Source organism: Neochlamydia sp. AcF65, from assembly GCF_018342435.1.
In the GTDB taxonomy this organism is placed as follows: Bacteria; Chlamydiota; Chlamydiia; order Chlamydiales; family Parachlamydiaceae; genus Neochlamydia.
The window spans coordinates 1-19,916 of record NZ_JAEMUE010000075.1; the positions used below are offsets into that span (position 1 = coordinate 1).

17 protein-coding genes and 1 pseudogene are annotated in these 19,916 nt (G+C 38.1%); 8 read left to right on the top strand and 10 right to left on the bottom strand.

The window, feature by feature from the left end; translation table 11 throughout:
* Nucleotides 1-601: 601 nt before the first annotated feature.
* The 3 genes from NEOC65_RS10075 to NEOC65_RS10085 form a co-directional block, all read right to left on the bottom strand.
* A complete protein-coding gene (locus tag NEOC65_RS10075) occupies nucleotides 602-2,170 on the bottom strand; it encodes an Npt1/Npt2 family nucleotide transporter (protein ID WP_166156114.1) in 1,569 nt (522 codons plus the stop codon).
* A gap of 201 nt (nucleotides 2,171-2,371) precedes the next feature.
* Complete coding sequence (locus NEOC65_RS10080; RefSeq protein ID WP_166156111.1) at nucleotides 2,372-3,970, bottom strand: Npt1/Npt2 family nucleotide transporter; 1,599 nt, start codon at nucleotides 3,968-3,970, stop codon at nucleotides 2,372-2,374.
* A 304-nt stretch (nucleotides 3,971-4,274) separates the two neighbouring features.
* Nucleotides 4,275-5,501 carry a phosphoglycerate kinase gene (locus NEOC65_RS10085; RefSeq protein ID WP_166156108.1) on the bottom strand — a complete coding sequence of 409 codons (1,227 nt, stop codon included), beginning with the start codon at nucleotides 5,499-5,501 and terminating at the stop codon, nucleotides 4,275-4,277.
* 116 nt (nucleotides 5,502-5,617) lie between these two features.
* Between NEOC65_RS10085 and pdxH the strand changes: the two genes are divergently transcribed.
* The 6 genes and pseudogenes from pdxH (at nucleotide 5,618) to NEOC65_RS09040 (ending at nucleotide 11,784) form a co-directional block, all read left to right on the top strand.
* Nucleotides 5,618-6,253 carry a pyridoxamine 5'-phosphate oxidase gene (gene pdxH / locus NEOC65_RS10090; protein ID WP_213156310.1) on the top strand — a complete coding sequence of 212 codons (636 nt, stop codon included), beginning with the start codon at nucleotides 5,618-5,620 and terminating at the stop codon, nucleotides 6,251-6,253.
* A gap of 477 nt (nucleotides 6,254-6,730) precedes the next feature.
* Nucleotides 6,731-8,656, top strand: coding sequence for a DUF11 domain-containing protein (locus NEOC65_RS10095; protein ID WP_213156311.1), 1,926 nt, complete (start codon nucleotides 6,731-6,733; stop codon nucleotides 8,654-8,656).
* Nucleotides 8,649-9,236, top strand: coding sequence for a porin family protein (locus tag NEOC65_RS10100; protein ID WP_166156099.1), 588 nt, complete (start codon nucleotides 8,649-8,651; stop codon nucleotides 9,234-9,236). Before NEOC65_RS10095 ends, NEOC65_RS10100 begins: the two co-directional genes overlap by 8 nt.
* A 349-nt stretch (nucleotides 9,237-9,585) precedes the next feature.
* Nucleotides 9,586-9,651 (top strand): annotated as a pseudogene (locus NEOC65_RS10105) (transposase); the annotation flags it as partial.
* 34 nt (nucleotides 9,652-9,685) lie between these two features.
* Nucleotides 9,686-9,874, top strand: coding sequence for a transposase (locus NEOC65_RS09035; RefSeq protein ID WP_166156096.1), 189 nt, complete (start codon nucleotides 9,686-9,688; stop codon nucleotides 9,872-9,874).
* 1,256 nt (nucleotides 9,875-11,130) lie between these two features.
* Nucleotides 11,131-11,784, top strand: a complete 654-nt coding sequence (locus tag NEOC65_RS09040) for an IS1096 element passenger TnpR family protein (protein ID WP_166156093.1) — start codon at nucleotides 11,131-11,133, stop codon at nucleotides 11,782-11,784.
* Between the two features lie 39 nt (nucleotides 11,785-11,823).
* Here NEOC65_RS09040 and pdxT read toward each other — a convergent pair whose 3' ends face one another.
* From pdxT to NEOC65_RS09070, 6 genes are all read right to left on the bottom strand, one after another.
* Entirely contained in the window at nucleotides 11,824-12,402 is a 579-nt protein-coding gene (gene pdxT, locus NEOC65_RS09045) for a pyridoxal 5'-phosphate synthase glutaminase subunit PdxT (RefSeq protein WP_166156090.1), read from the bottom strand.
* Nucleotides 12,403-13,308 (bottom strand): pyridoxal 5'-phosphate synthase lyase subunit PdxS, encoded by a 906-nt coding sequence (gene pdxS, locus NEOC65_RS09050; protein WP_166156087.1) that lies wholly within the window; start codon nucleotides 13,306-13,308, stop codon nucleotides 12,403-12,405.
* Between the two features lie 186 nt (nucleotides 13,309-13,494).
* Nucleotides 13,495-14,244 (bottom strand): putative quorum-sensing-regulated virulence factor, encoded by a 750-nt coding sequence (locus NEOC65_RS09055; protein WP_213156312.1) that lies wholly within the window; start codon nucleotides 14,242-14,244, stop codon nucleotides 13,495-13,497.
* The gene (gene yihA, locus NEOC65_RS09060) at nucleotides 14,241-14,861 is read right to left on the bottom strand and encodes a ribosome biogenesis GTP-binding protein YihA/YsxC (RefSeq protein ID WP_166156081.1); all 621 of its coding nucleotides are present in this window, start codon (nucleotides 14,859-14,861) and stop codon (nucleotides 14,241-14,243) included. Before yihA ends, NEOC65_RS09055 begins: the two co-directional genes overlap by 4 nt.
* A complete protein-coding gene (tsaE, locus tag NEOC65_RS09065) occupies nucleotides 14,858-15,277 on the bottom strand; it encodes a tRNA (adenosine(37)-N6)-threonylcarbamoyltransferase complex ATPase subunit type 1 TsaE (protein WP_166156078.1) in 420 nt (139 codons plus the stop codon). Before tsaE ends, yihA begins: the two co-directional genes overlap by 4 nt.
* A 2-nt stretch (nucleotides 15,278-15,279) precedes the next feature.
* Complete coding sequence (locus NEOC65_RS09070) at nucleotides 15,280-16,002, bottom strand: DUF2709 domain-containing protein (protein WP_166156075.1); 723 nt, start codon at nucleotides 16,000-16,002, stop codon at nucleotides 15,280-15,282.
* A 116-nt stretch (nucleotides 16,003-16,118) separates the two neighbouring features.
* On the opposite strand from NEOC65_RS09070, the gene NEOC65_RS09075 reads away from it, so the two are divergent.
* Complete coding sequence (locus NEOC65_RS09075) at nucleotides 16,119-17,198, top strand: Glu/Leu/Phe/Val dehydrogenase family protein (protein ID WP_166156071.1); 1,080 nt, start codon at nucleotides 16,119-16,121, stop codon at nucleotides 17,196-17,198.
* Nucleotides 17,199-17,218: 20 nt separating this feature from the next.
* Complete coding sequence (argS, locus tag NEOC65_RS09080) at nucleotides 17,219-18,985, top strand: arginine--tRNA ligase (RefSeq protein ID WP_242678202.1); 1,767 nt, start codon at nucleotides 17,219-17,221, stop codon at nucleotides 18,983-18,985.
* Between the two features lie 394 nt (nucleotides 18,986-19,379).
* On the opposite strand, the gene NEOC65_RS09085 is transcribed toward argS, so the two are convergent.
* Nucleotides 19,380-19,874, bottom strand: a complete 495-nt coding sequence (locus NEOC65_RS09085) for a hypothetical protein (protein ID WP_213156313.1) — start codon at nucleotides 19,872-19,874, stop codon at nucleotides 19,380-19,382.
* Nucleotides 19,875-19,916: the final 42 nt, after the last annotated feature.

Genomic DNA, 19,916 nt, shown 5'->3' on the forward strand with positions numbered 1-19,916 from the left:
CTCCCAAACATCTTTATTCAGGCTAAAAAAGCTTAATTTCTTCTTTAAATTGCTTTATAATCCTATCTTGAAGGCTACCTCCTGCTCTAAAACTCTTAAATTTTAGCCTATTTTCATTCTCACTAACAAAAATTTTTGGATTTCTACTTTTTTAGCTTACCATTAAAAGGAAATTTACATTTTTTCTTTTTAAAATTGATGCAATGATGGAGTTTTTTAGGGTAAATCAGGTTGGACTATTTAAGGGGAGCAATTTTACAAAGTATAGGGCCACATAAGAAGTAGTTTGAAAGCCTATTATTTATTAATGATTAAGCTACTGTTAAGCCAATTAATAAGGCAAAAGAAAATTTGTTAAGGTCTCCTCTCCCATGCTTTTGGTCAACTCCTCATGCAATCGCTTGCTCTATAAATACATCTTCTTGAGTAAAGAGACATCTTTCCAAGGGCTGGATAGATAAACTTAGTCTCTTTAACGTAATTTTAAAGCTAAAGGTAAAAATTTAGAAAAAATTTTACTCCAGCTGGATGCTCTGAAAGCAAGAAAGCTTAAAAAAGATTTAAGGAGAGGGTCTTCTACCTTAGCGATCCCTTATGAGAATTAGCCTGAGACTACAATAGCTTTAGGGGCTGTAGGCTGCGCTTGTACATGTTCAGAAAGTGCTTGATCTGCCTGCTGTGTTTCTTGAGATCTTACTAGATCATTGAACTGGCGACCTAATGAGCGACAAGCTACAAACCAAAAGATAATCACTACCAATAAAATAGAAGCTACATAGGGAGCACTCATGACTAAATTTCCAAAAAACATTAAAAGGCCCTGATGAATTAAGGATCCTCCTGATTTTCCAAGGCGAGAGCCCACCCCGTCAATAGCTGCTTTTCCTTTCAACTTACATTCATGGCTAAGTGGAATAAAAGCCATTTCTTTTGTCGTGTCAAAAAAAGAGTATTTAGCAGCTTTACTTAGACAATTTTGGGCCGATCCAAAAAATACAGCAATAGCTAAAGGAGTAGTCCCTGTTAACATGATTACCGTATCGGAAAGATGATTTTGAAAAAACATAAAACAGAAAAAGCCAGCTGAAGTCACTAACATAGTTAACGGCGTCACTAAAGCTGTACAGGTCCATCCAAAACGGCTGATAAACTTAGCCATAAATAACGCGGCAAAGGTTGAGACTACGCCCTGAATAGAAGTTAAATTATTTATATAAGTATTGTAATCTTTTGGGCTGGAATAAAGATACCTAAGCTGGTCTTTCCATACTACCTCAACGAGGTTGATCACTAGGTTATAAGAGACGACTAGAATAGCAATGCAAATCAGATATTTGGAATTAGATAAATAAGAAAAGCTTTCGCGAAGGGTTAAGCGTCCTTTTTTCTTAATTTCACGTTTATTCATATGAAAATCATCGAAGCTAGGATCTACCAGCACATAACGGTTTATCCACCTAAAAGTGCACATGGTAATAATGCCTGAAATGATCACTATGGTGGTTAGCATCATGACTGACTTTTCCCAAGCATTACCTATAAATTCCATATGCTGAGAACAATAGATGCCTAACTGACCAGCAGCTATTGCAGCGAAATTAGAAGCTATACCAAATGTTCCATAAAAGCGCCGGGCTTCATGAATACGCGTCACCTCGTTGGCAAATCCCCAAAATAATACACTCATTATAGCAGTGCTCCAAAGTTCTGCTCCCACATAAAAGGTAGTTAAAAGCCAATGCCGATACATTGCTATCATTCCTTTAAAACCCGTAGGAAGAACGCTTTGAAGATAATCTGCGCTGTGTTTAAATTCTATAACTTCTCGCAAAGGATAAAGAAGAAAAGCAAATAGTGCATAAAAGATTAAGAAAGCCGAGATCATGATATAAAATACACGTTCTTGACTGAAAATGTTGGAGATTTTAGTAAAAACAAGAGTAACCACCACTGCCATGGGTAAAAGAGCCCATACCTTAATAAATGGCAGGATCTCTGCCCCAGCGGCAGTAATCACCACCGCATCTTTCATGTTACGCAAGATTGTATAATTAAAACATATTAAGAACAGCATGAGAAGCATCGGCAGCATCTTTTTAAGCTCATGCCGGTGAATAGGCCAAACCAAAGAACGAAGGGCGCCAAACTCGGGGTTAACTAATTGAGTCATTACAACCTTTTGTAAATAAAAAATTTTAGCAAACTGATGATATACCTTTCAATAAGTAAAATTAAAATTAGAAAAACGTTAAAAATTCATTTCTTTCTTAAAAAAAGAAAAAGATAGCAACTTAACATCATCAATCAAGTCGCTATCTGAATTTAGAGAACAACAAAATAGCATATCGTCTATTTTTTTAGCAGCTACATTCTAGCCGGCTTTCTGTTCCTGCAACTTTCCCCTATTTGCCAAGGATAGGGCTTCCGATAAAGTCTCTTTTCTTTCCGGCTTTTTTAAAGTCATTTCATTAAATGCTCCTCCTAGGATACGGGTGGCCCCCATCCATACAGCTATAACCGCAAACAGAACAAGAGCAACATAAGGCGCACTTGCAGTGAAAGTAGAGAAAAGCAAAAGCAAGGTTTGATGTACAACAGAACCACTCGACTTCCCAAGCCTGGAGCAGACTCCATCGATAGCTGCCTTTCCTTTTAATTTCCACTCGGCTGATAGAGGAATAAAAGCCATTTCTTTGGTAGCATCATATACAGAATATTTAGCAGCACGGCTAAGAATATTTTGTACAGAACCAGCAAAGACTACTAGCATAAGAGGAGTCATTCCAGTTAGCGCCATGACAACCTCTGCCAAATGTCCTTTCATAAAGAAGAAAAGGAAAAACCCTAAGCTTGTAAAGAAGAGGATCATGGGAGTAAGCATAGCTGTAAAGGTCCATCCCAATACACGCATGCTATTACCTGAAACGAACAGGGCACAAAAAGTAGCAATGACTCCAATAATCGTAGAGATTTGATTGGTATAAAGGCTGTAGTCACTCGGGTTAGGATATAACTCTCGAACTTCGTGTTTCCAAATAACTTCGGTAAGATTAATTACTAAATTATAAGAAAGAACAATGATAGCAATGCAGGTAAGATATTTTGATTTGGAAAGATAGGCAAAAGTCTGCCTTAATGATAGCTTTTTATCCTTAAGGTTTTTATCTTCTGTAGCCGCAGCAGCATCATAGTAGAGAGGATCACTCAGTATACAGCTATTTAGCCATCGAAATAAAAAGATAGCTCCCAATCCTGCTAAAAGGACAAGAGAGACTAACATCAACAACGATTGATCCCATGCATCTTTCCCATAAGGAATATTAGGATTATAAGTATGACGGCTGATAAAGACAGACACTTGTCCTGCCACCACCCCTGAAAAATTAGCTCCAATGCCAAAGAGGCCATAGAACCTTTTGGCTTCACTCACACGTGTCACTTGGTTAGCAAACCCCCAAAAAAGCACGGATAAAATGGCACTACTCCAAAGTTCAGACATTACATAAAAGATTGTGAAAGTCCAATTACGAAACATAGCAATCAATCCTTTACAACCCAAAGGAAGAATTTGTTGCATTCTATCAGCTAAAGCATGAGGATGCAAAGAGTCACGAGCGGGATGAAGGATAAGAATAAATATAACAAAGTAGCTTAAAAAGCCACCAATCATTATATAAAACACATTTTCGCGAGAGAAACAACTAGAAAGACGGGTAAATAGGATAGTCATCAATACAGCACTAGGAAACATGACCCACACTTTAATAAAGGGGATCACTTCTGCCCCTGAAGACTTAGCGGTTACAACAACAGTATCTTTTAAGGTTCTTAAAATATTATAGTCAAAAGTAATTAAAAAGAAAATTAACAACATCGGAACGAGCTTTCTTAGCTCGTAATTATGAACGGGCCATAAATAGCTCCGCCATCTACTAAACTCTGGTTCATCTACCGCCTTGGACCCTGACATGCAAAACCTTTATTATATTGAAGATATAGCTAATTTTTACGAGCGGAGGGGATGCTAAAAGAAAAATGTGACTCAAAAAAGGATTTTCGAGGATCGGGAGAGCAAAGATCGGAGGGAGAATACTTATCATATTCCTCAAGTTATATTATCTAATGGCTTTCCCTGTTTTAGGGATTATTATATAAAGCTTACAAAAGTAAATTTTATATACATAGCATAGGCTATTCTTTTTTATTATTCAAGAGGATTTTCCCTCTAGCCATGGAAAGCAAAAACGTAAGGCTTTAATAATTAGTAACTAAAATCAAGATAGCTTTTTTGCAAGCCTGTATGCATTAGAGAGGGCTTCTATGCCGGGCAGGGTACCTGATTCAAGGAATTTTAAAGAGGCTCCTCCTCCTGTAGAGATATAAGTGATTTTTTCCATCAACCCGGCCTTTTGAAGAGCTGTAATAGAGTCTCCTCCTCCTACTACAGTAGTTGCCGCTGAATGAGCCACCTTTTCTGCTATAGCTAGCGTACCATTGGCAAACTCAATAGCTTCAATGATACCTAAAGGGCCATTCCAGAAAATAGTAGCGGCTTTTTGAATAAATTCAGAAAATTGTTGAATGGTTCGGGGGCCAATATCAAATCCTTGATAACCTTCAGGAATTCCTGTTTCGCTCAAGATGATTGACACATTAGCTGGACTTTCCAATCGCTGAGCAACAATATGATCGACTGGTAAAACTACTTGCACTCCCTTTATCTGGCTTTCATTTAAGATATCTTTTGCCATAGACAGAAATTCTGGCTCATATAAAGAATCTCCGATAGCATACCCTTGGGCTTTCATAAAAGTGAAAGCCATCGCTCCTCCAATTAAAAGAACATCTACTTTCTTTAACAGCGTTTTTAAAAGCCCTATTTTGGTAGATATTTTGGCTCCGCCTATAATTGCACAAAAAGGTTTTTTAGAATTCCTTATAAATTTTTCTAAAAATAGAATTTCTTTTTCCATAAGAAAGCCCATAGCTGCTTCTTGCGGAAAAAGCTTAGGAAGGTAATAAGTAGAAGTATGCTTACGATGAGCTGTGCCAAAAGCATCATCTACGTAGGCATCCCCTAACTTTGACAGCTGCTGGGCAAAAGAAAAATTATGCTCAGGATCTTCTTCGGCCTGATGAAAGCGAAGATTTTCTAGGAGCATTATCTGGCAAGCCCCCAATCTTTGTACTTGCTCTTCAACGTTTTTACCTACACAGTCAAGGGCCATATGTACCGGGCGCTCGATTAGCATAGACAAATGTTTAGCACACGGCAATAAAGAGAAATTAGGAATTTTTTGGCCCTTGGGCCGTCCTAGATGACTCATTAAGATAATAGTGCCGCCTTGCTTAAGAATATATTCAATCGATGGCAAAGAAGCTTGGATGCGTGTATCATCCTTAATCTGGCCTAAGGGGTCTAGAGGAACATTAAAATCCACTCGCATTAAAATCTTCTTGCCAGCCACGTGAAGATTTCTAAGAGAAAGCTTTGTTAACATGCAATTTTCCTAATATAAATGCCATCGCGTTAAATTTTTCTAAAGAATTTAACAGGATGCTCATAATACAATTAAGGAAAAAAGTGTCAATATTTAAAGCTTAAAAGGAAAATTTAATGGATTTGGAAAAGTTAGGAGCAGAGTACGCAAAAAAGGTTTTAAAACGCGAGGATCTGCAGGCTGATCCTGTAAAACAATTTCAAGCTTGGCTGGAGGAAGCTTATGCTTTACAAATTTTAGAACCTAATGCCATGGCCCTTGCTACCTGCTCAAAAGCTGGTCTTCCTTCTATACGTACAGTCTTACTTAAAAATTTGGATGAAAGAGGTTTAACTTTCTTCACTAACTATGAAAGTCGTAAAGCTCAAGAAATCAATGCAAATCCCCAAGTATCCGTTATCTTTTTGTGGAAAGAATTGGAAAGGCAAGTAGTTATTCAAGGATTAGCAGAAAAAACTTCGCGAGAAGTCTCGACAAGTTATTTCGATAAACGTCCGCGTCAAAGCCAATTAGGCGCTGTAGCCTCCCATCAAGGAAGAATTCTTTCGTCTCGTAAGATTTTGGAAGAAGAATATGAACGTTTAAGCGTAATATATGAAGGCCTTAAAATACCCTGTCCTGAAAAATGGGGCGGTTTTATTATCAAGCCTTATTACTATGAGTTTTGGCAAGGTAGAACTAATCGATTGCATGATCGTTTTAGCTATCACCTTGCAGAACAAATATGGCATATTCAACGTTTATCCCCTTAAAATATTTTGTAATTAATAATTTCCTTTTTTGCCTCCCCTACCACATCCGCAAATCCTCCGCCCTACTTAAAATCAAAATAAGCGGAAATTTGTAAGCTAGAATTTACGGCGATTTTCTTGTAAGCCTGGTTTTTCATCTGCTTGGATACTCAAAAATTCTTTAGCTACTACGTTTGCTTTTTTAATGCCTGGGGATAGCTCTTTTAGAAGAAAGCACAAAAGCTATATGGCTTAACGCTAGTCATGAATAAAGCCGAAAAAAATGGGCATAGGCTAATATCCATGCATTTAAAAAAGCTGATGTAGCTTAAATTTTTAATTATCCTCTCTATGAAATTAAAATTTTTTGAAAAAGTAAAGATTTATATTAACAAAAATTCAAAAATTAAGATATAGACCTATTTTCTTGCTAGCCTCTAGCAAAATTTAAAAAATTCTATCAAAGAAAAACAAAAATTTATACTGAGGATCTTGCTGATGATAAATGCTCCTTCTTTTTTATCGCTCTTCTTTACCTACGCTCAGAAAAAGTTACTGACGTTTTTCTGTATTTTATTAGGGTTTTCTTTAGGCTTTCCTCTTGAAGCTACCTATATTCTGCGTTATACTACAACCGATAATGGGGGAATCACTTTCACAGGAAATACATTGGGTCTTTCTAAGTATCCACAAGAAAACAATCCTGGCATAGATGATTCTATTGGCGCCTTTATCACTACAGATCCTACCAAGCAAGTAGGAACCCCCCCTCATGGTCCTTATCCCCTAGGAATTAATCCACCCGCCGGCACAACTTTGAATTATCTTGAAAACAGCTCTTCAGCGGTCCTGGATCTACTTCCAGGTAGTACTGTTCTCTATGCAGAATTGGTCTGGGGAGGAAGTTATGGTTTTCCTTCCTCTGGGGCCCCTCCTTTACCTCCATCACCTAATGTGGCTATCACCCTAACTACTCCCCAACAAATCAGTTACACGATTACAGCCGATCCAGCCACTAGCCAAGAAGCTATCACACCTGGTTACACGCAATCAGGAAATTATGTAAGAAGTGCCGATGTAACCTCCATTGTTCAAGATGCAGGCCCAGGCACATATATAGCAGGTGGAATATATGGAACCATAGTTGCTACAGATGACACTCATAATAGTGCAGGGTGGACGTTGGCTGTCGTCTATGCCAATCCTTTAATGCTGACCCATAACATGACCCTTTTTGTAGGCTGTGAGCAAGCCTCGAGAACCATTAATCCTGTAGAGGTGTCGGGGTTTTGTGCTCCACCTTCCGGGGTACTCTCTGGAAGGCTTTTTATTAGCGCAATTGAAGGGGAGGCTAATAAAACAGGTGATTGCCTGCTCTTTGGTAAAAGTTTACCACTTACCATCGCAGCCAATTCTCTTTCAGGTGTTAATAACCCCATCAACAATTTTTTCGCCTCTCAAATCAACACTCTACTTCCTCTGGAGCTAGATCCTATTCATAATAAATATGTAGCCGTAGGCTCTTCTCAATTGGATGAAAGAGGTAGCTATGGAAACTTGAACGCTGATCCCTTTAATAACCTTAATAAATCGGGTGGTAGACAGGGATATGATATAACAAGCATAGATGTTTCTCATGCTATTACCTATAATCAAACAAAGGCCTATGCTTTAGGTACGACTACATCGGATGATTATACAGTCAACGCCCTGGGCTTACAGATTCAAGTAGGAGCACCCATTATAAACTCGAAAAAGACTGTTAACGCCGTGCAGTCCATAACTTCTTCTCTTGGCGAGAAAGTCACTTTTTCTATCCGACTTGAAAATACAGGAACAAGTGATGCCTTGTCTGTAAATTTTAAGGATGCGTTGCCCGCCGGCCTTAACTATGTTGCGGGTAGTTTAAAATTGAATAGCATACCCATTAGTCCTGATCCTGACCTTACTCAAGGATTTTTTATTGGAGATATGCTTGTCGGCCAATTAAACACGATCGAATTTGAAGCCCACATTGCTAGCTATCCTTCTAACGGCAATACCTATTACAATAAATCTTTAGTTGATTATCAATTTGCAACCTGTGCGGGTAATAATTTTGGCCTGTCTGCTCAATCGAATGAAGTCTCTATCTATCTACCAGAACCCCCGGTGCCTGCTGCTACCGCCTCCTTAAGCAAGTGTAAATACTTAAATCGAACTGAATATCCGCTAGAGATAAGATGGATGTCGCCTTCGCCCTATGTAGTTTTATATCGTGTTTATCAAAAGGGAGCTCTTATTGCCCAAATTCCAGCTAACGCTCCTTTAGTGTATAAAAAATGTTGCAAATCTAAAAAATCGGCTGAAGGCTATACCCTTGTTGCAGTATATGAAGGCAATAAAGAAAGCATTCCAACCAAAATAAGGATCACTCATGAATAAAATTTATATAGGAATCGTATGCCTTTTTCTTATCAGCATAGGAGAGCTACATGCCTGGATAGAAGAGCAGCCAATGACTTTAGAAATGCGCTCAGGCGCGTTTATTCATGCTAATAAACGCTTTAAAAAACTTTATGGGAAAATAGGCACAAGCTATCAAATAGAAGCTTCTCTTTCTCTCCCTCCTTTTAAATATCTAAGGGGCTGGAGCAATTTTGACTATTTCTCTAAGCATAGTAGAACCCACAGAGATAGATGTTGTGGAAAAAGTAAAGTAGAAATCCCGCAGGTTAGCTTTGGAATAAAATATATCTATCCGTTTGGGGAGTTTCTCGACGGATATGTTGGAATAGGGCCTAGTTTTTCAAGGATTAATGTGACTAATAAATCCTGTTGCCTACATGAGAAGGTTTCAAAATTTGCCGTGGGAGGCATCTTGAAATCAGGTATTTATTATTCAATGAGCGAACGCCTGTTTATGGATGTATTTATTGACTATCTCTACCAACCGGTACATTTTAAAAAATATCGCAATGTAGGAGGGCTAAAAGTAGGCGCAGGATTCGGCTATAAGTTTTAATTTATACCGGTTAAAGAAACTATAGCTGTATATTTTAAAATTAAATTAAATTTATAAAAGCTGGTTCTCTCTCCTTAAAGACAGATTTTTATTAAGTATGTAATCCCCCTAAAGAGCTGCTCAAATCCATATTATACGCTTTTAAACTATCCTTAGGCAATCCCATGTCGTATGAAACCCCTCTCGTTAATTAGATAAGCAGCCTTTAGAGGATTGTGTATGCAGGCTTAGTTTTTAAAGCATATCCTTGAATCTATCTAGATAGATAAAAAGGCATCTGCATAAAAAATCCTTTCCACATTGAAGATTAAAGTATTTAACGCGAATTATCCGATAAGGAAATAAAAGAGGAAAAACCTCTACCGGTTACCTTTATAGATTCAAGCTACATTTAATTATTAATGATAAAGGATAAATTTTTGCTTATATGTTAACGTCAGGAAATGTGGATGACCCAAGTCCCTATCTCTGATCTGTCTAAAAGGATTTTTGGCAAAATGTTTGCCGATGAAGGATATATCTCTCATCAAATGTTTATCAAGCTTTACGGCAAGGGCTTAGAAATTATTACTAGGGTTAGAAAGAATATGAAAAACAAGCTAATATCCCAGGTAGGTAAGATTTTATTAAGAAAGTGAGAGGATTGAAAGTGTTAACAATAAATTGAAAAACTCTTATCAAATCGAATATCCTCAACATCGCAGCGCTTGAAATTTTTTTGCCAATCTAATCAGCGGAATAGTGGCCTATGCTTACGAGCTCTGTAAGCCTTCATGCAATTTACTCGCACGCAAAAACAAAAGTTAATGAGTTGGCTTACAGTTTGGGTATAATTGAAGCAGCCCTAGAGGGTGTTCTTAGCCGATAACTTACCTTATTTAAGTAATCTTTTAAAAATTCTATCTCTTATTTTTTGCACTTTTGTTCTAGAAAATGGTTTATAGCCAGCCATTTCCTAGAAGAAAAGCCTTACCACGTAAAAAAACTTAACTCACAAACATTTTTTATCTTTAATCCACCTTCCTCACTATTCTTTATAACGACCTAAGTATGAAGAAATTATAAAACTTAAATTTAAGAGTTAAATTTTATAAGCATTTAGCAATCAGCAACTTAAATTTCAGGTGAGGAATGTGGGCTTTAAATTATTATTTTTAAGCAAACGAATGAAGAGGTAAATACTTTTGATTTTTGACAAAATAACCCACATTCCGCAGGTTATAACGATTTCAAGATATTATTTTTTTTTAGTAATATGAATAGAATTTAAATTAAAGAATTAATTTTTTTAACGACTTAGCAATCAAGGGATTAAATTCAAAGAGAGGAACGTCGGCCTCCAGCTTTTTTTAGAAAAAACTATTCATGTTCCTCTATAAGCAAAGAAAGCGAAAACATGAAAGATGAAAAAGTATTGTAGCAAGGACTTTAATCCCTTAGGATTGTTTCTACACTATGCAAGAAAATTGAGATAAGGGAATATGATAAATTAATTAATCCATCATAATCCCCAAGCTATTATGACTACAGGAGGATTAATTAACTATTTGATGAGTAGGATTTTATGTTTTAACTCAACCCTCATTCAGAAATTATAGGCCAATGGAAATTAACCTGCGGAATGTGGGAAATAAGATAAGTACTTGGTGGATGGAAAGGTTTCATTACCCCTTCACTTCAACCTTAGGAAATCTTTAATTTTTTTTCAAACAATGAAGAATGATTGAAATAAATAAATTCTCTTTGATAATTTTAAAAATAATAGAAAAGAGTTACATGTATTTTAACCACTTTTGAGTCCTGGCATTCTTCTGGTGATGCTGGAAAAAACTCTTTTTTATCAAGTTCATTAAAAAAGATAACTCTTTAAAATTATTGAAGAAAGGAGGAAAGAATGAAAACTAAAGGCACATGCACTACCTGCGGCAAAACCTATAGTCCCAGCAAGGGAGGTGCTCATTTACTTGGTTGCACTTTAAAATCTTTGCAGCCTTCTCAATCGAACCCAGAGGGATATTTACTTCGCATCTCATGGGCGGAAGAGCCCGGTCTTTATTGGATGTTTGTCGCTATTCCTCAAAGCACTTCCTTAGGATCTCTAGATGCGTTTTTAAGGACTACATGGTTAGAATGCTGTGGACACCTCAGCCAGTTTACTATTGGCAGACGACATTACATGTCTCATACTGAATCTGGCAGACTTAGCCCCTCTATGAATCATCCAGTCAGCAAAATTCTATCTCCAGGCTTAGAGTTTACATACATTTATGATATGGGATCTTCTACTGAACTCGATATACAAGTCACGGAAAAACTTGCCGCCTGCCCTCAAAAAGGAATTTCAATTCTTATGCGAAATGATCCCCCTGCTTTTCTATGCGAAGCATGTAATCAAGCGGCTGATATTATTTGCTCTTTATGCGGTTCAAAGGTGTGTTCCAAATGCAGTACAAGCCACCCCTGTGCTATCGATGAAAAAGATACTTACATGCTTATGCCTCTGGTTAATTCCCCACGGGCAGGCGTATGTGGTTATACAGGAGAATAAAAGGCCACTAGAGGTTAAATTTATCGGGTAATTTCATAGCTAATGACTTTTTATCAGAGAGATAAAATATTTATGAATAGCCGTACTCTGGGTCAGTTCAGGATGAAAAGTCGCTCCCAGATGCATTCCTTGCTTTACCAGCACAGCTTCTCCTTGATAAGTCGATAAAACCTCTACCTCCTTACCATACCGATGAATGCGTGGGGCTCTAATAAAGGCTGCAGCCACATCCTCAGCTTGAGAAGAACTCAAGTTAGCTTTTAGATTAGCAATGAAGGACTCATACTGACGGCCAAAGGCATTACGCTCTACAGAAACATTTACAATACCTAAGGGTTGCATAGGGTCGGCAATTATTTCTTGGGACATCAAGATAAGCCCTGCGCATGTACCAAAAAGAGGCCTTAGCTGGGCAAACTGCTTTAAAGGATAAGACATTTGAATGAAATCCATTTGACGTTTTATAGTGGTGGATTCTCCTCCTGGAATGATCAATCCATGGCATCTACCCAAATCTTCAGGCTTGCGCACTGCGATAGCTTTCACATTTAAAGAATGCACCATCTCTATATGCTTAGAAAAAGCGCCTTGTAGCGCCAAAACACCAATAGTGGTCATTTACCATCCTCTTTGTGCCAGCAAATCTTCTTTTCTTATCTGTTGAATATCAAGTCCTTTCATAGCACTTAGCAGACCCATAGAAATTTTTGCTAGCATCTCGGGGTCATTGTAGAAAGTAGCTGCGCCTACAATTGCTTTTGCTCTTTGGGAAGGATCTTCTGATTTAAAAATACCCGAACCTACGAATACGCTCTCAGCCCCCAGCTGCATCATTAGAGCCGCATCAGCTGGATTAGCTATCCCACCGGCAGCAAAATTAGGGACTGGCAGTTTACCTTTTTCAGCCACTTGTTTAACGAGATGGTAAGGAGCTCCCAAGCGTTTAGCTTCAGCCATCAGCTCGCTATTATCCATGGTGGTCAACACGCGCATCTCCCGGTTAAGGGTGCGCAAATGTCGGACAGCCTCCACAATATTTCCTGTGCCGGCTTCACCTTTAGTACGTATCATAGCAGCGCCTTCTCCTATGCGGCGGAGAGCTTCTCCTAAATGACGGCAACCGCAGACAAAAGGAATCCGAAACGCATGTTTATCAATATGATTTTCTTCATCAGCAGGCGTTAATACCTCACTCTCATCGATGAAATCCACAAATAGAGCTTCAAGAATTTGAGCTTCTACAAAATGCCCAATACGGCACTTAGCCATGACGGGAATAGAAACCGCTTCTTGAATTTTATGGATAAGCTCAGGTCCTGACATTCTAGCTACACCGCCTTGCGCCCGGATATCTGCTGGGATACGCTCTAAGGCCATCACAGCAACTGCCCCAGCATCCTCTGCAATTTTTGCTTGCTCTGGCGTGGTAACGTCCATAATAACGCCCCCTTTTAACATCTCTGCCAGCCCTACCTTGACTGCAAAAGAACCAGTTTCTGGATGAGCATTGCCATTTTTCAACATACAAGTGAACTCCATAGTAAAATTTCGAGTGACTTTTGAGAAGCTTTAAGCCAAATTTTATCTGTTTGCCTGCATTTAAGCAAATAAGGAAATAGACTTTTCAACAAATCTTTAGTGTTTTTCAGAAAAAAGAACCCTTAAAGCTGGTAAAATTTAAATGCCCACCCTTTCTTCATCCTTTTAATTTTATAGTTCGCTAAAAGGATTGGCGGCCTGACCAAAAGTATTTCCTTTCTTACGGCGTTTAATTTCAGAGCGGATAGAAAACAGCAAATCTTGATCAAAATCTTTATTAGCTGCCCACAAAAGAAATTGAAGTGGCACTTCGGTAATAGGCCTTCCTTTATGTTTACCTAAGGGCATAATCTTCATTGCAACAGGACGAGAGAGAAGGTCGAAAACCTGCTCAACCGTTTTATAGGGTTTTACCAAATATTTAAATACATCCATATTTACAATCACATCGTTCATGGCACGATGGGCCCCTTCTTCTTGAATATTAAAATGTTTACGCAGCTGTTCAAGAGAGTTAATGGGACTTTCACCATAGTGACGCGCTAAACGCAGAGTGTCAATATAGCGATTGTGTTGAAGATGACAAGGAATGTTAGCCCGAGCTGCAGAAGCAGCAATCACTTCCATATCAAACTTAACTCCATGCCCTACTAGAATATCATTGCTAACAAATCTGAGGAATTCCGGCAGGTACTCATCAATTTTAGGCTTTCCTTGTACCATCTGCGGTACAATATGATGAATAGCAATAGAGGTTTCAGGAATTTCACATTCAGGGTCAATTAAAGATTCACACTGCGCTAAGACTTGCTCTACCGTAAATCGTACAGCCGCTACTTCAATAATACGATCTCTTTGAGGATCTAATCCAGTAGTTTCACAGTCTAAGCAAACAAACGTTTGCGTATGTAATGGCTTCATGCTAGTTCATCCTCTATTGCTTCTGTCAGCATTTTTTTTAATTCTTTGCGGCCCACATTTTTAGTTGCTGAATAAAAAAGATGATGGATATTATCAACGCCAAAAGCTTTTAAAATTTTATCAGCATTAGCTTTTTTTTCATTGGTTGAAATTTTATCTACTTTAGTAAAAACAAGGATCATAGCTTTTTGATAATGAATTACCCATTCCAAAAAGCGCCGATCATCCTCATTAGGCATGCGACGAATATCAAAAAGAAAAAGAATTAATTTAAGTGATTCTCTTTCCTTAAGATAACGCTCTACCATCGGCCCCCATAATTTCCTTGTAGAAAGAGGAACTTGAGCATATCCATAGCCGGGCAAATCTACAAATACCAATTTTTCATCAATTACAAAGAAATTTAGCGCTTGAGTTTTACCCGGTACAGAGGAAGTTTTTACTAAACCCTTGCTACCAAATAAATGGTTAAGCAAGCTAGATTTACCTACGTTAGAGCGCCCAGCCACCGCTACTTCAGGAAGTAAATTTCCTCCATCATCTTTAAGGATGGGATAATCTTTAGATCCCATAGCTGTTTTTATAAAACGTGCCTTAGCAAATGCATAAGCATTCATGAATCTATCCTTATGATACGCGTGCTTTCGCTCTCATGCAATAATGTAATTTTGAGACAGGAAGGAGGTAACAAAGGGGCTATTTTCTCTGACCACTCAATACAGCATATTCCCCCCGCAAAAAGCATATCCTCAAATCCCATGCTTAAAAATTCATCAGCATCGCGCAGGCGATAAAGATCGAAATGATAAACAGTTCGATGGCCTTTATAGATATTTAGATAAACAAACGTGGGGCTATTAACTTGCTGAGGAGTTATGCCAGCGGCTCCTGCTGCCAATCCTTTGACAAAAGTGGTTTTGCCAGCTCCTAATTCTCCAAATAAACAAACAATACTGCCATTAGGCAGCTGGCTACCTAAGTCATACCCTTGATTCATCGTTTGTTCTACGGTATGACAAGTATGAAGATTCATTCCTATTCAAGCCACTGAGCTACAGAAGAAGAAAATTCTTCAAATTCAGCCAAGGCTTCAACAAAACTTGCAATTTTATCTTCAACAAGCTGACTCTGAATAAATTCTAGAAAATGCTCTTCTAATTGAAAGCGATTTTGATTTTGCACTTCCATCAAAGATAAACGTTTGAGATAATTTTGTTTAAAATCTTTGATCACAGCTTCTTTTGTATTAAACAATTTACCACTTAAGACTGATGAATAAACTACTTTGGTAATGGGTTCTTTAGGCTTAAATTTAGCAGCATAGCTTTTAATTACTTCAGGATCATCGGAAATAAAGAAACGTTTTACCCGCAAGCCGTTAACTCTTTCTGTATTTTCTGGACATTTAGAGACCCAATCATAAATAGCATCTTGTGGATTAGGATGAGTATTATCTCCAAATACTTTTCCCGTAAAAGGACAGATGTAAATCTTTTTAGTTTGCTCATTTACACTCAAATTACTAAAACCTATTTTGATTTCAGTTTCGTGCCACAATTGATGTTGTTGTTCAACATACTTGACGGCATCCTCTGCACTTTGGTAGATTATTTTGTCTTTTGGAAATAGGACAGGGCGTAGGTTAAATTTTTTTTCTACGTAAAAGAGATATGTAGTAACTAGCTCAGCAGATTGATTCTCTTTTAAAAACTGTTCTAGTTCGCTTTTTATCTCTTCTGTTATAACAGTTTGAGCCATCTGGAACCTCTGTAAAGGGAATAATTAAGTATAAATATTTTAATTTATTGCTGGGCTAAGGATAGCTATTAGAGTATTATTAATCAACTCATTTTGAAAAACCCCGGGAGGACTAGATGGTGCAAATAAAGGAAGTAAAAATTGATGGATATAAAAAAGTAATTGAGGCTACTGATCCTGGCTCTCACTTACATTGTATGATTGCTATCCATGACACTTCTCTTGGTCCTTCATTAGGAGGTACGCGTATTCATCCTTACACTTCTTCGCAAGAGGCTTTAAAAGATGTTTTATTACTTGCTAAAGCCATGACAAGGAAATCTGCTGTAGCTGAATTGGGTACTGGCGGGGGTAAAAGTGTCATCCTGGCAGATCCCTATCAGCAAAAAACAGAAAAACTTCTCTTGGCTTTTGCGGAAGTCGTGCATTCTCTTCAAGGAGATTATATAGCTGCAGAAGATGTAGGCTCAGATACAAAAGACATGGCCATTATCCGCCAAAAAACCCCTTATGTTGCCGCCTTACCTACTCATACTAGCAGCGGCGATCCCAGCCCCTTCACTGCCTGGGGAGTCTATCGTGGTATCCAAGCTGTAGCTCAAAAACTCTGGGGAACTCCTTCTGTAGCTAATAAAAAAATTCTTGTTCAAGGATTAGGACAAGTCGGTAGCAAGCTTGCCAATATTTTATTTTGGGAAGGTGCTCAGTTGATTCTTTGCGAAACCAATGAAGCCCGCCTTGAAGAGTATGCGGCTCCTATGGGAGCAAAGACCGTAGGACTCTATGACTATATTCATACTGAATGTGATATTTTCGCACCTTGTGCTATGGGAGGAATAATTACTGAAGAAATCGTCCCTCATCTACAATGTAAAGCTATCGCCGGCGCAGCAAACAATCAATTAGCCTCGCCGCTAGTAGGGGAAATGCTTTTGAAGAAAAGAATTTTATATGCCCCTGATTATGTGATTAATGCAGGAGGCTTAATTAATGCTACAGCAGAATTTAATGCGGGAGGCTACAATGCTACTGCAGCACGCGATAAGGTTAATCATATTTACTACCTTCTACTTAAACTTTTTGATAAAGCTGAAAAAGAAGATAAGCCTACAGCACTTGTTGCGGACGAAATTGCCCACTACAACCTAACAAATCTAATCGGTCAAAGAAAAAAACCTATCGACTTTAAACATTAACAATAATAATAAGTAATTTCATGTCAAAACAAATGCTCCTCGACTCTCTAAACGAAGAATTTAAAAAAGCGACTATTTCAGCTTTCCCACATTTAGCTAACACCCCAGATTTTCCTCTAGAAATTACTCAAAGTACCCAAGATAGATTTGGGCACTACCAATTCAACTCCGCTATGAAGCTCTGTAAAATCCTTCAAAAAAGCCCACACGAAGTGGCTCAAGCTATTGTGCAAAGTTTAGCTCTTTTGCCTAAAGAAAAAATTCCAGTTATCCAGCATGTTGAGATTGCGGGACCTGGCTTTATCAATATATTTATTCATCCTCTTTACCTATCTGAAAGTATTCAAGAAATCCTTGAAGATCCTATGTTAGGGGTTCCCCTACCCGTTCAGCAGCGCATTGTTATTGATTTTTCGAGTCCTAATACTGCTAAGGAGATGCATGTAGGGCATCTGCGTTCCACCATTATCGGCGATTGTATCGCTCGTGTTTTGGAATTTTTAGGACATGAAGTTATACGGCTTAATCATATTGGAGATTGGGGCACTGCTTTTGGTATGCTGATAGCTTACATTAAAGAGACCGCTCCTCATGTATTACAAGGCAATAACCCTACCGATTTATCTCAACTAGTCAGCTGGTATAAGGCTTCTAAGCAAAAATTTGATAGCGATTTAGAGTTTAAACAAAGAGCTCAAAAAGAGGTTGTAGCCCTACAAAGTGGAGATGCTCTTTCCAGAAAAGCTTGGGAGATGATTTGCTTTATTTCTGAGAAAGCTTATCAAGAGATTTATGATCTTCTCGAAGTAAAAATTCAAACGCGCGGGGAATCTTTTTATAACCCTCTTTTACCACAAATAGTCAAAGAGTTAGAAGATCAGGGGCTAGTTGAAATTTCTCAAGGCGCAAAATGCATTTTTTTGGAGGAATTTCGCAATCGTGAAGGCAATGCTATGCCTCTTATGATTCAAAAATCTGATGGAGGCTATAATTACGATACTACCGATATGGCAGCAATCAAACAAAGGATTTTCGAGGAAAAGGCAGACCGGATTATTATTGTGACTGATGCAGGCCAAAGTCTACACTTTCAAATGATTTTTAAAGTAGCTGAAAAAGCTGGATTTTTAAAGAAGAGAAAAGTGCAGCTTGATCATGTTCCATTTGGGCTAGTTTTAGGAAATGATGGAAAAAAATTTCGTACCCGTTCTGGAGACACAGAAAAATTGATTGATCTGCTCCAGGCAGGCATTAAATATGCTAAAGAGATTTTAATTAAGCGCGATCCCACCTTAGAAACACAAGAGGCTGATCATATGGCCCGCATTCTAGGAATCGGCGCCATTAAATATGCCGATTTAGCTTGCCATCGCACCAGCGATTATACATTTAGTTACGAACGTATGTTAAAATTTGAGGGCAATACTGCCGCCTACTTAATGTATTCTTATGTCAGAATAGCTAGCATCAAACGTAAAGTTAAATTTGAGCTAGAATTAATTAAAAACGTTACGACCATTCTTTTGGAGCATCCTTCAGAAATAGCTTTAGCCTTGCATTTGAAACGGTTTGGAGAAACGCTTCATGCAGTTTCGCGCGATCTTTTACCCCACCGCTTAACAGATTACCTTTATACCCTTGCAGAAAGGTTTAATGCCTTTTTCCGTGATTGCCGTGTGGAAGGAGCACCTGAACAAAATTCACGATTGCTTTTATGTGAAACGACTGCACGTATTTTGAAAAAAGGCTTAAATTTATTAGGTGTTCAAACAGTAGAAAAGATGTGATCTTCTTGAAAGCGTGATTTCTCACCACCTTTCAGAATAATAGAATTTTTGGTAAGGAGGCCCTGAGCATCTAAGGATAATTCTATGGCGTTCTTTCAGATTGGTAATTTGCAATCTTGTATGGTCAATAAAGACCATATGCAGGCTTAAGGAAACAGAAAAACACCCAGCGGATGGTTGGCTTTTGCGTAGGTTTCTTAAGTTGATTTAAGAAGTTCTCACCATTTTCTCGCAAATTTTTCTCGAATTTTATATTCGAGGGCAGAATAGACCAGAAGGCCTAGAATCATTACCATTAAAAGCGCTTCAATTCTTTCTGGCTTTTTTAGAAAGTAAAGAAGAGAGTAGGAAATCGGGGCTTTTCAAGAATCTAAATCCTCTTTCCACACTTTGCTCAAGCTTTATATTTTTTTAGCACTTCCTGAGCAGGAAAAGCGGTTACATCCATGTCATTAGTCGCTAAGATGAAAAACCCTTTGCTCCTCTCTAAATCTGCCTTGTTAAGCAAAGAGTAAGCTACTGTGCCTTTTAAAGAATAGCTAAGTATAGAAGATTCTTGCCCAGCTTTTGGCCGCCCAGATCTAGCATGCTTTTGAGTGGCTATAACTTGAGGTTCTATAATCTGTATATATTTAAGTTTTTTTGCAAACTTATCTAATTGGCGCTTAGAATCGTTTGGGCATAAAAATTCTTGCTGCATCAGCTTAATAAAGACTTTGGCTTCTTTTTCACTACCCTTAAGATAATGCTTGGCTAAAGTGGGGCATTCTCTTTGATAGGCCGCTTGGCTAAAAATAACTATCCATCTTTGTTCAACGCCTGCATAGCAAGAAGTGCTCTCAAAAGCTCGATAGCCTTCTGTCATTTCTACCATCTTTTCGTAAGGCACTTCAAATATGAACTCTTTAGCCTCTTTGATTTACACGGGCAC

Coding starts and splice junctions, on each gene's coding strand:
- NEOC65_RS10095 (WP_213156311.1), top strand. CDS start 6,731: ATGATAAATGCTCCTTCTTTTTTATCGCTCTTCTTTACCTACGCTCAG.
- NEOC65_RS10100 (WP_166156099.1), top strand. CDS start 8,649: ATGAATAAAATTTATATAGGAATCGTATGCCTTTTTCTTATCAGCATA.
- NEOC65_RS09055 (WP_213156312.1), bottom strand. CDS start 14,244: ATGAAGCCATTACATACGCAAACGTTTGTTTGCTTAGACTGTGAAACT.
- NEOC65_RS10085 (WP_166156108.1), bottom strand. CDS start 5,501: ATGTTAACAAAGCTTTCTCTTAGAAATCTTCACGTGGCTGGCAAGAAG.
- pdxT (WP_166156090.1), bottom strand. CDS start 12,402: ATGACCACTATTGGTGTTTTGGCGCTACAAGGCGCTTTTTCTAAGCAT.
- argS (WP_242678202.1), top strand. CDS start 17,219: ATGTCAAAACAAATGCTCCTCGACTCTCTAAACGAAGAATTTAAAAAA.
- NEOC65_RS09040 (WP_166156093.1), top strand. CDS start 11,131: ATGAAAACTAAAGGCACATGCACTACCTGCGGCAAAACCTATAGTCCC.
- yihA (WP_166156081.1), bottom strand. CDS start 14,861: ATGAATGCTTATGCATTTGCTAAGGCACGTTTTATAAAAACAGCTATG.
- NEOC65_RS09035 (WP_166156096.1), top strand. CDS start 9,686: ATGACCCAAGTCCCTATCTCTGATCTGTCTAAAAGGATTTTTGGCAAA.
- pdxS (WP_166156087.1), bottom strand. CDS start 13,308: ATGTTGAAAAATGGCAATGCTCATCCAGAAACTGGTTCTTTTGCAGTC.
- pdxH (WP_213156310.1), top strand. CDS start 5,618: ATGGATTTGGAAAAGTTAGGAGCAGAGTACGCAAAAAAGGTTTTAAAA.
- NEOC65_RS10075 (WP_166156114.1), bottom strand. CDS start 2,170: ATGACTCAATTAGTTAACCCCGAGTTTGGCGCCCTTCGTTCTTTGGTT.
- NEOC65_RS10080 (WP_166156111.1), bottom strand. CDS start 3,970: ATGTCAGGGTCCAAGGCGGTAGATGAACCAGAGTTTAGTAGATGGCGG.
- NEOC65_RS09070 (WP_166156075.1), bottom strand. CDS start 16,002: ATGGCTCAAACTGTTATAACAGAAGAGATAAAAAGCGAACTAGAACAG.
- tsaE (WP_166156078.1), bottom strand. CDS start 15,277: ATGAATCTTCATACTTGTCATACCGTAGAACAAACGATGAATCAAGGG.
- NEOC65_RS09075 (WP_166156071.1), top strand. CDS start 16,119: ATGGTGCAAATAAAGGAAGTAAAAATTGATGGATATAAAAAAGTAATT.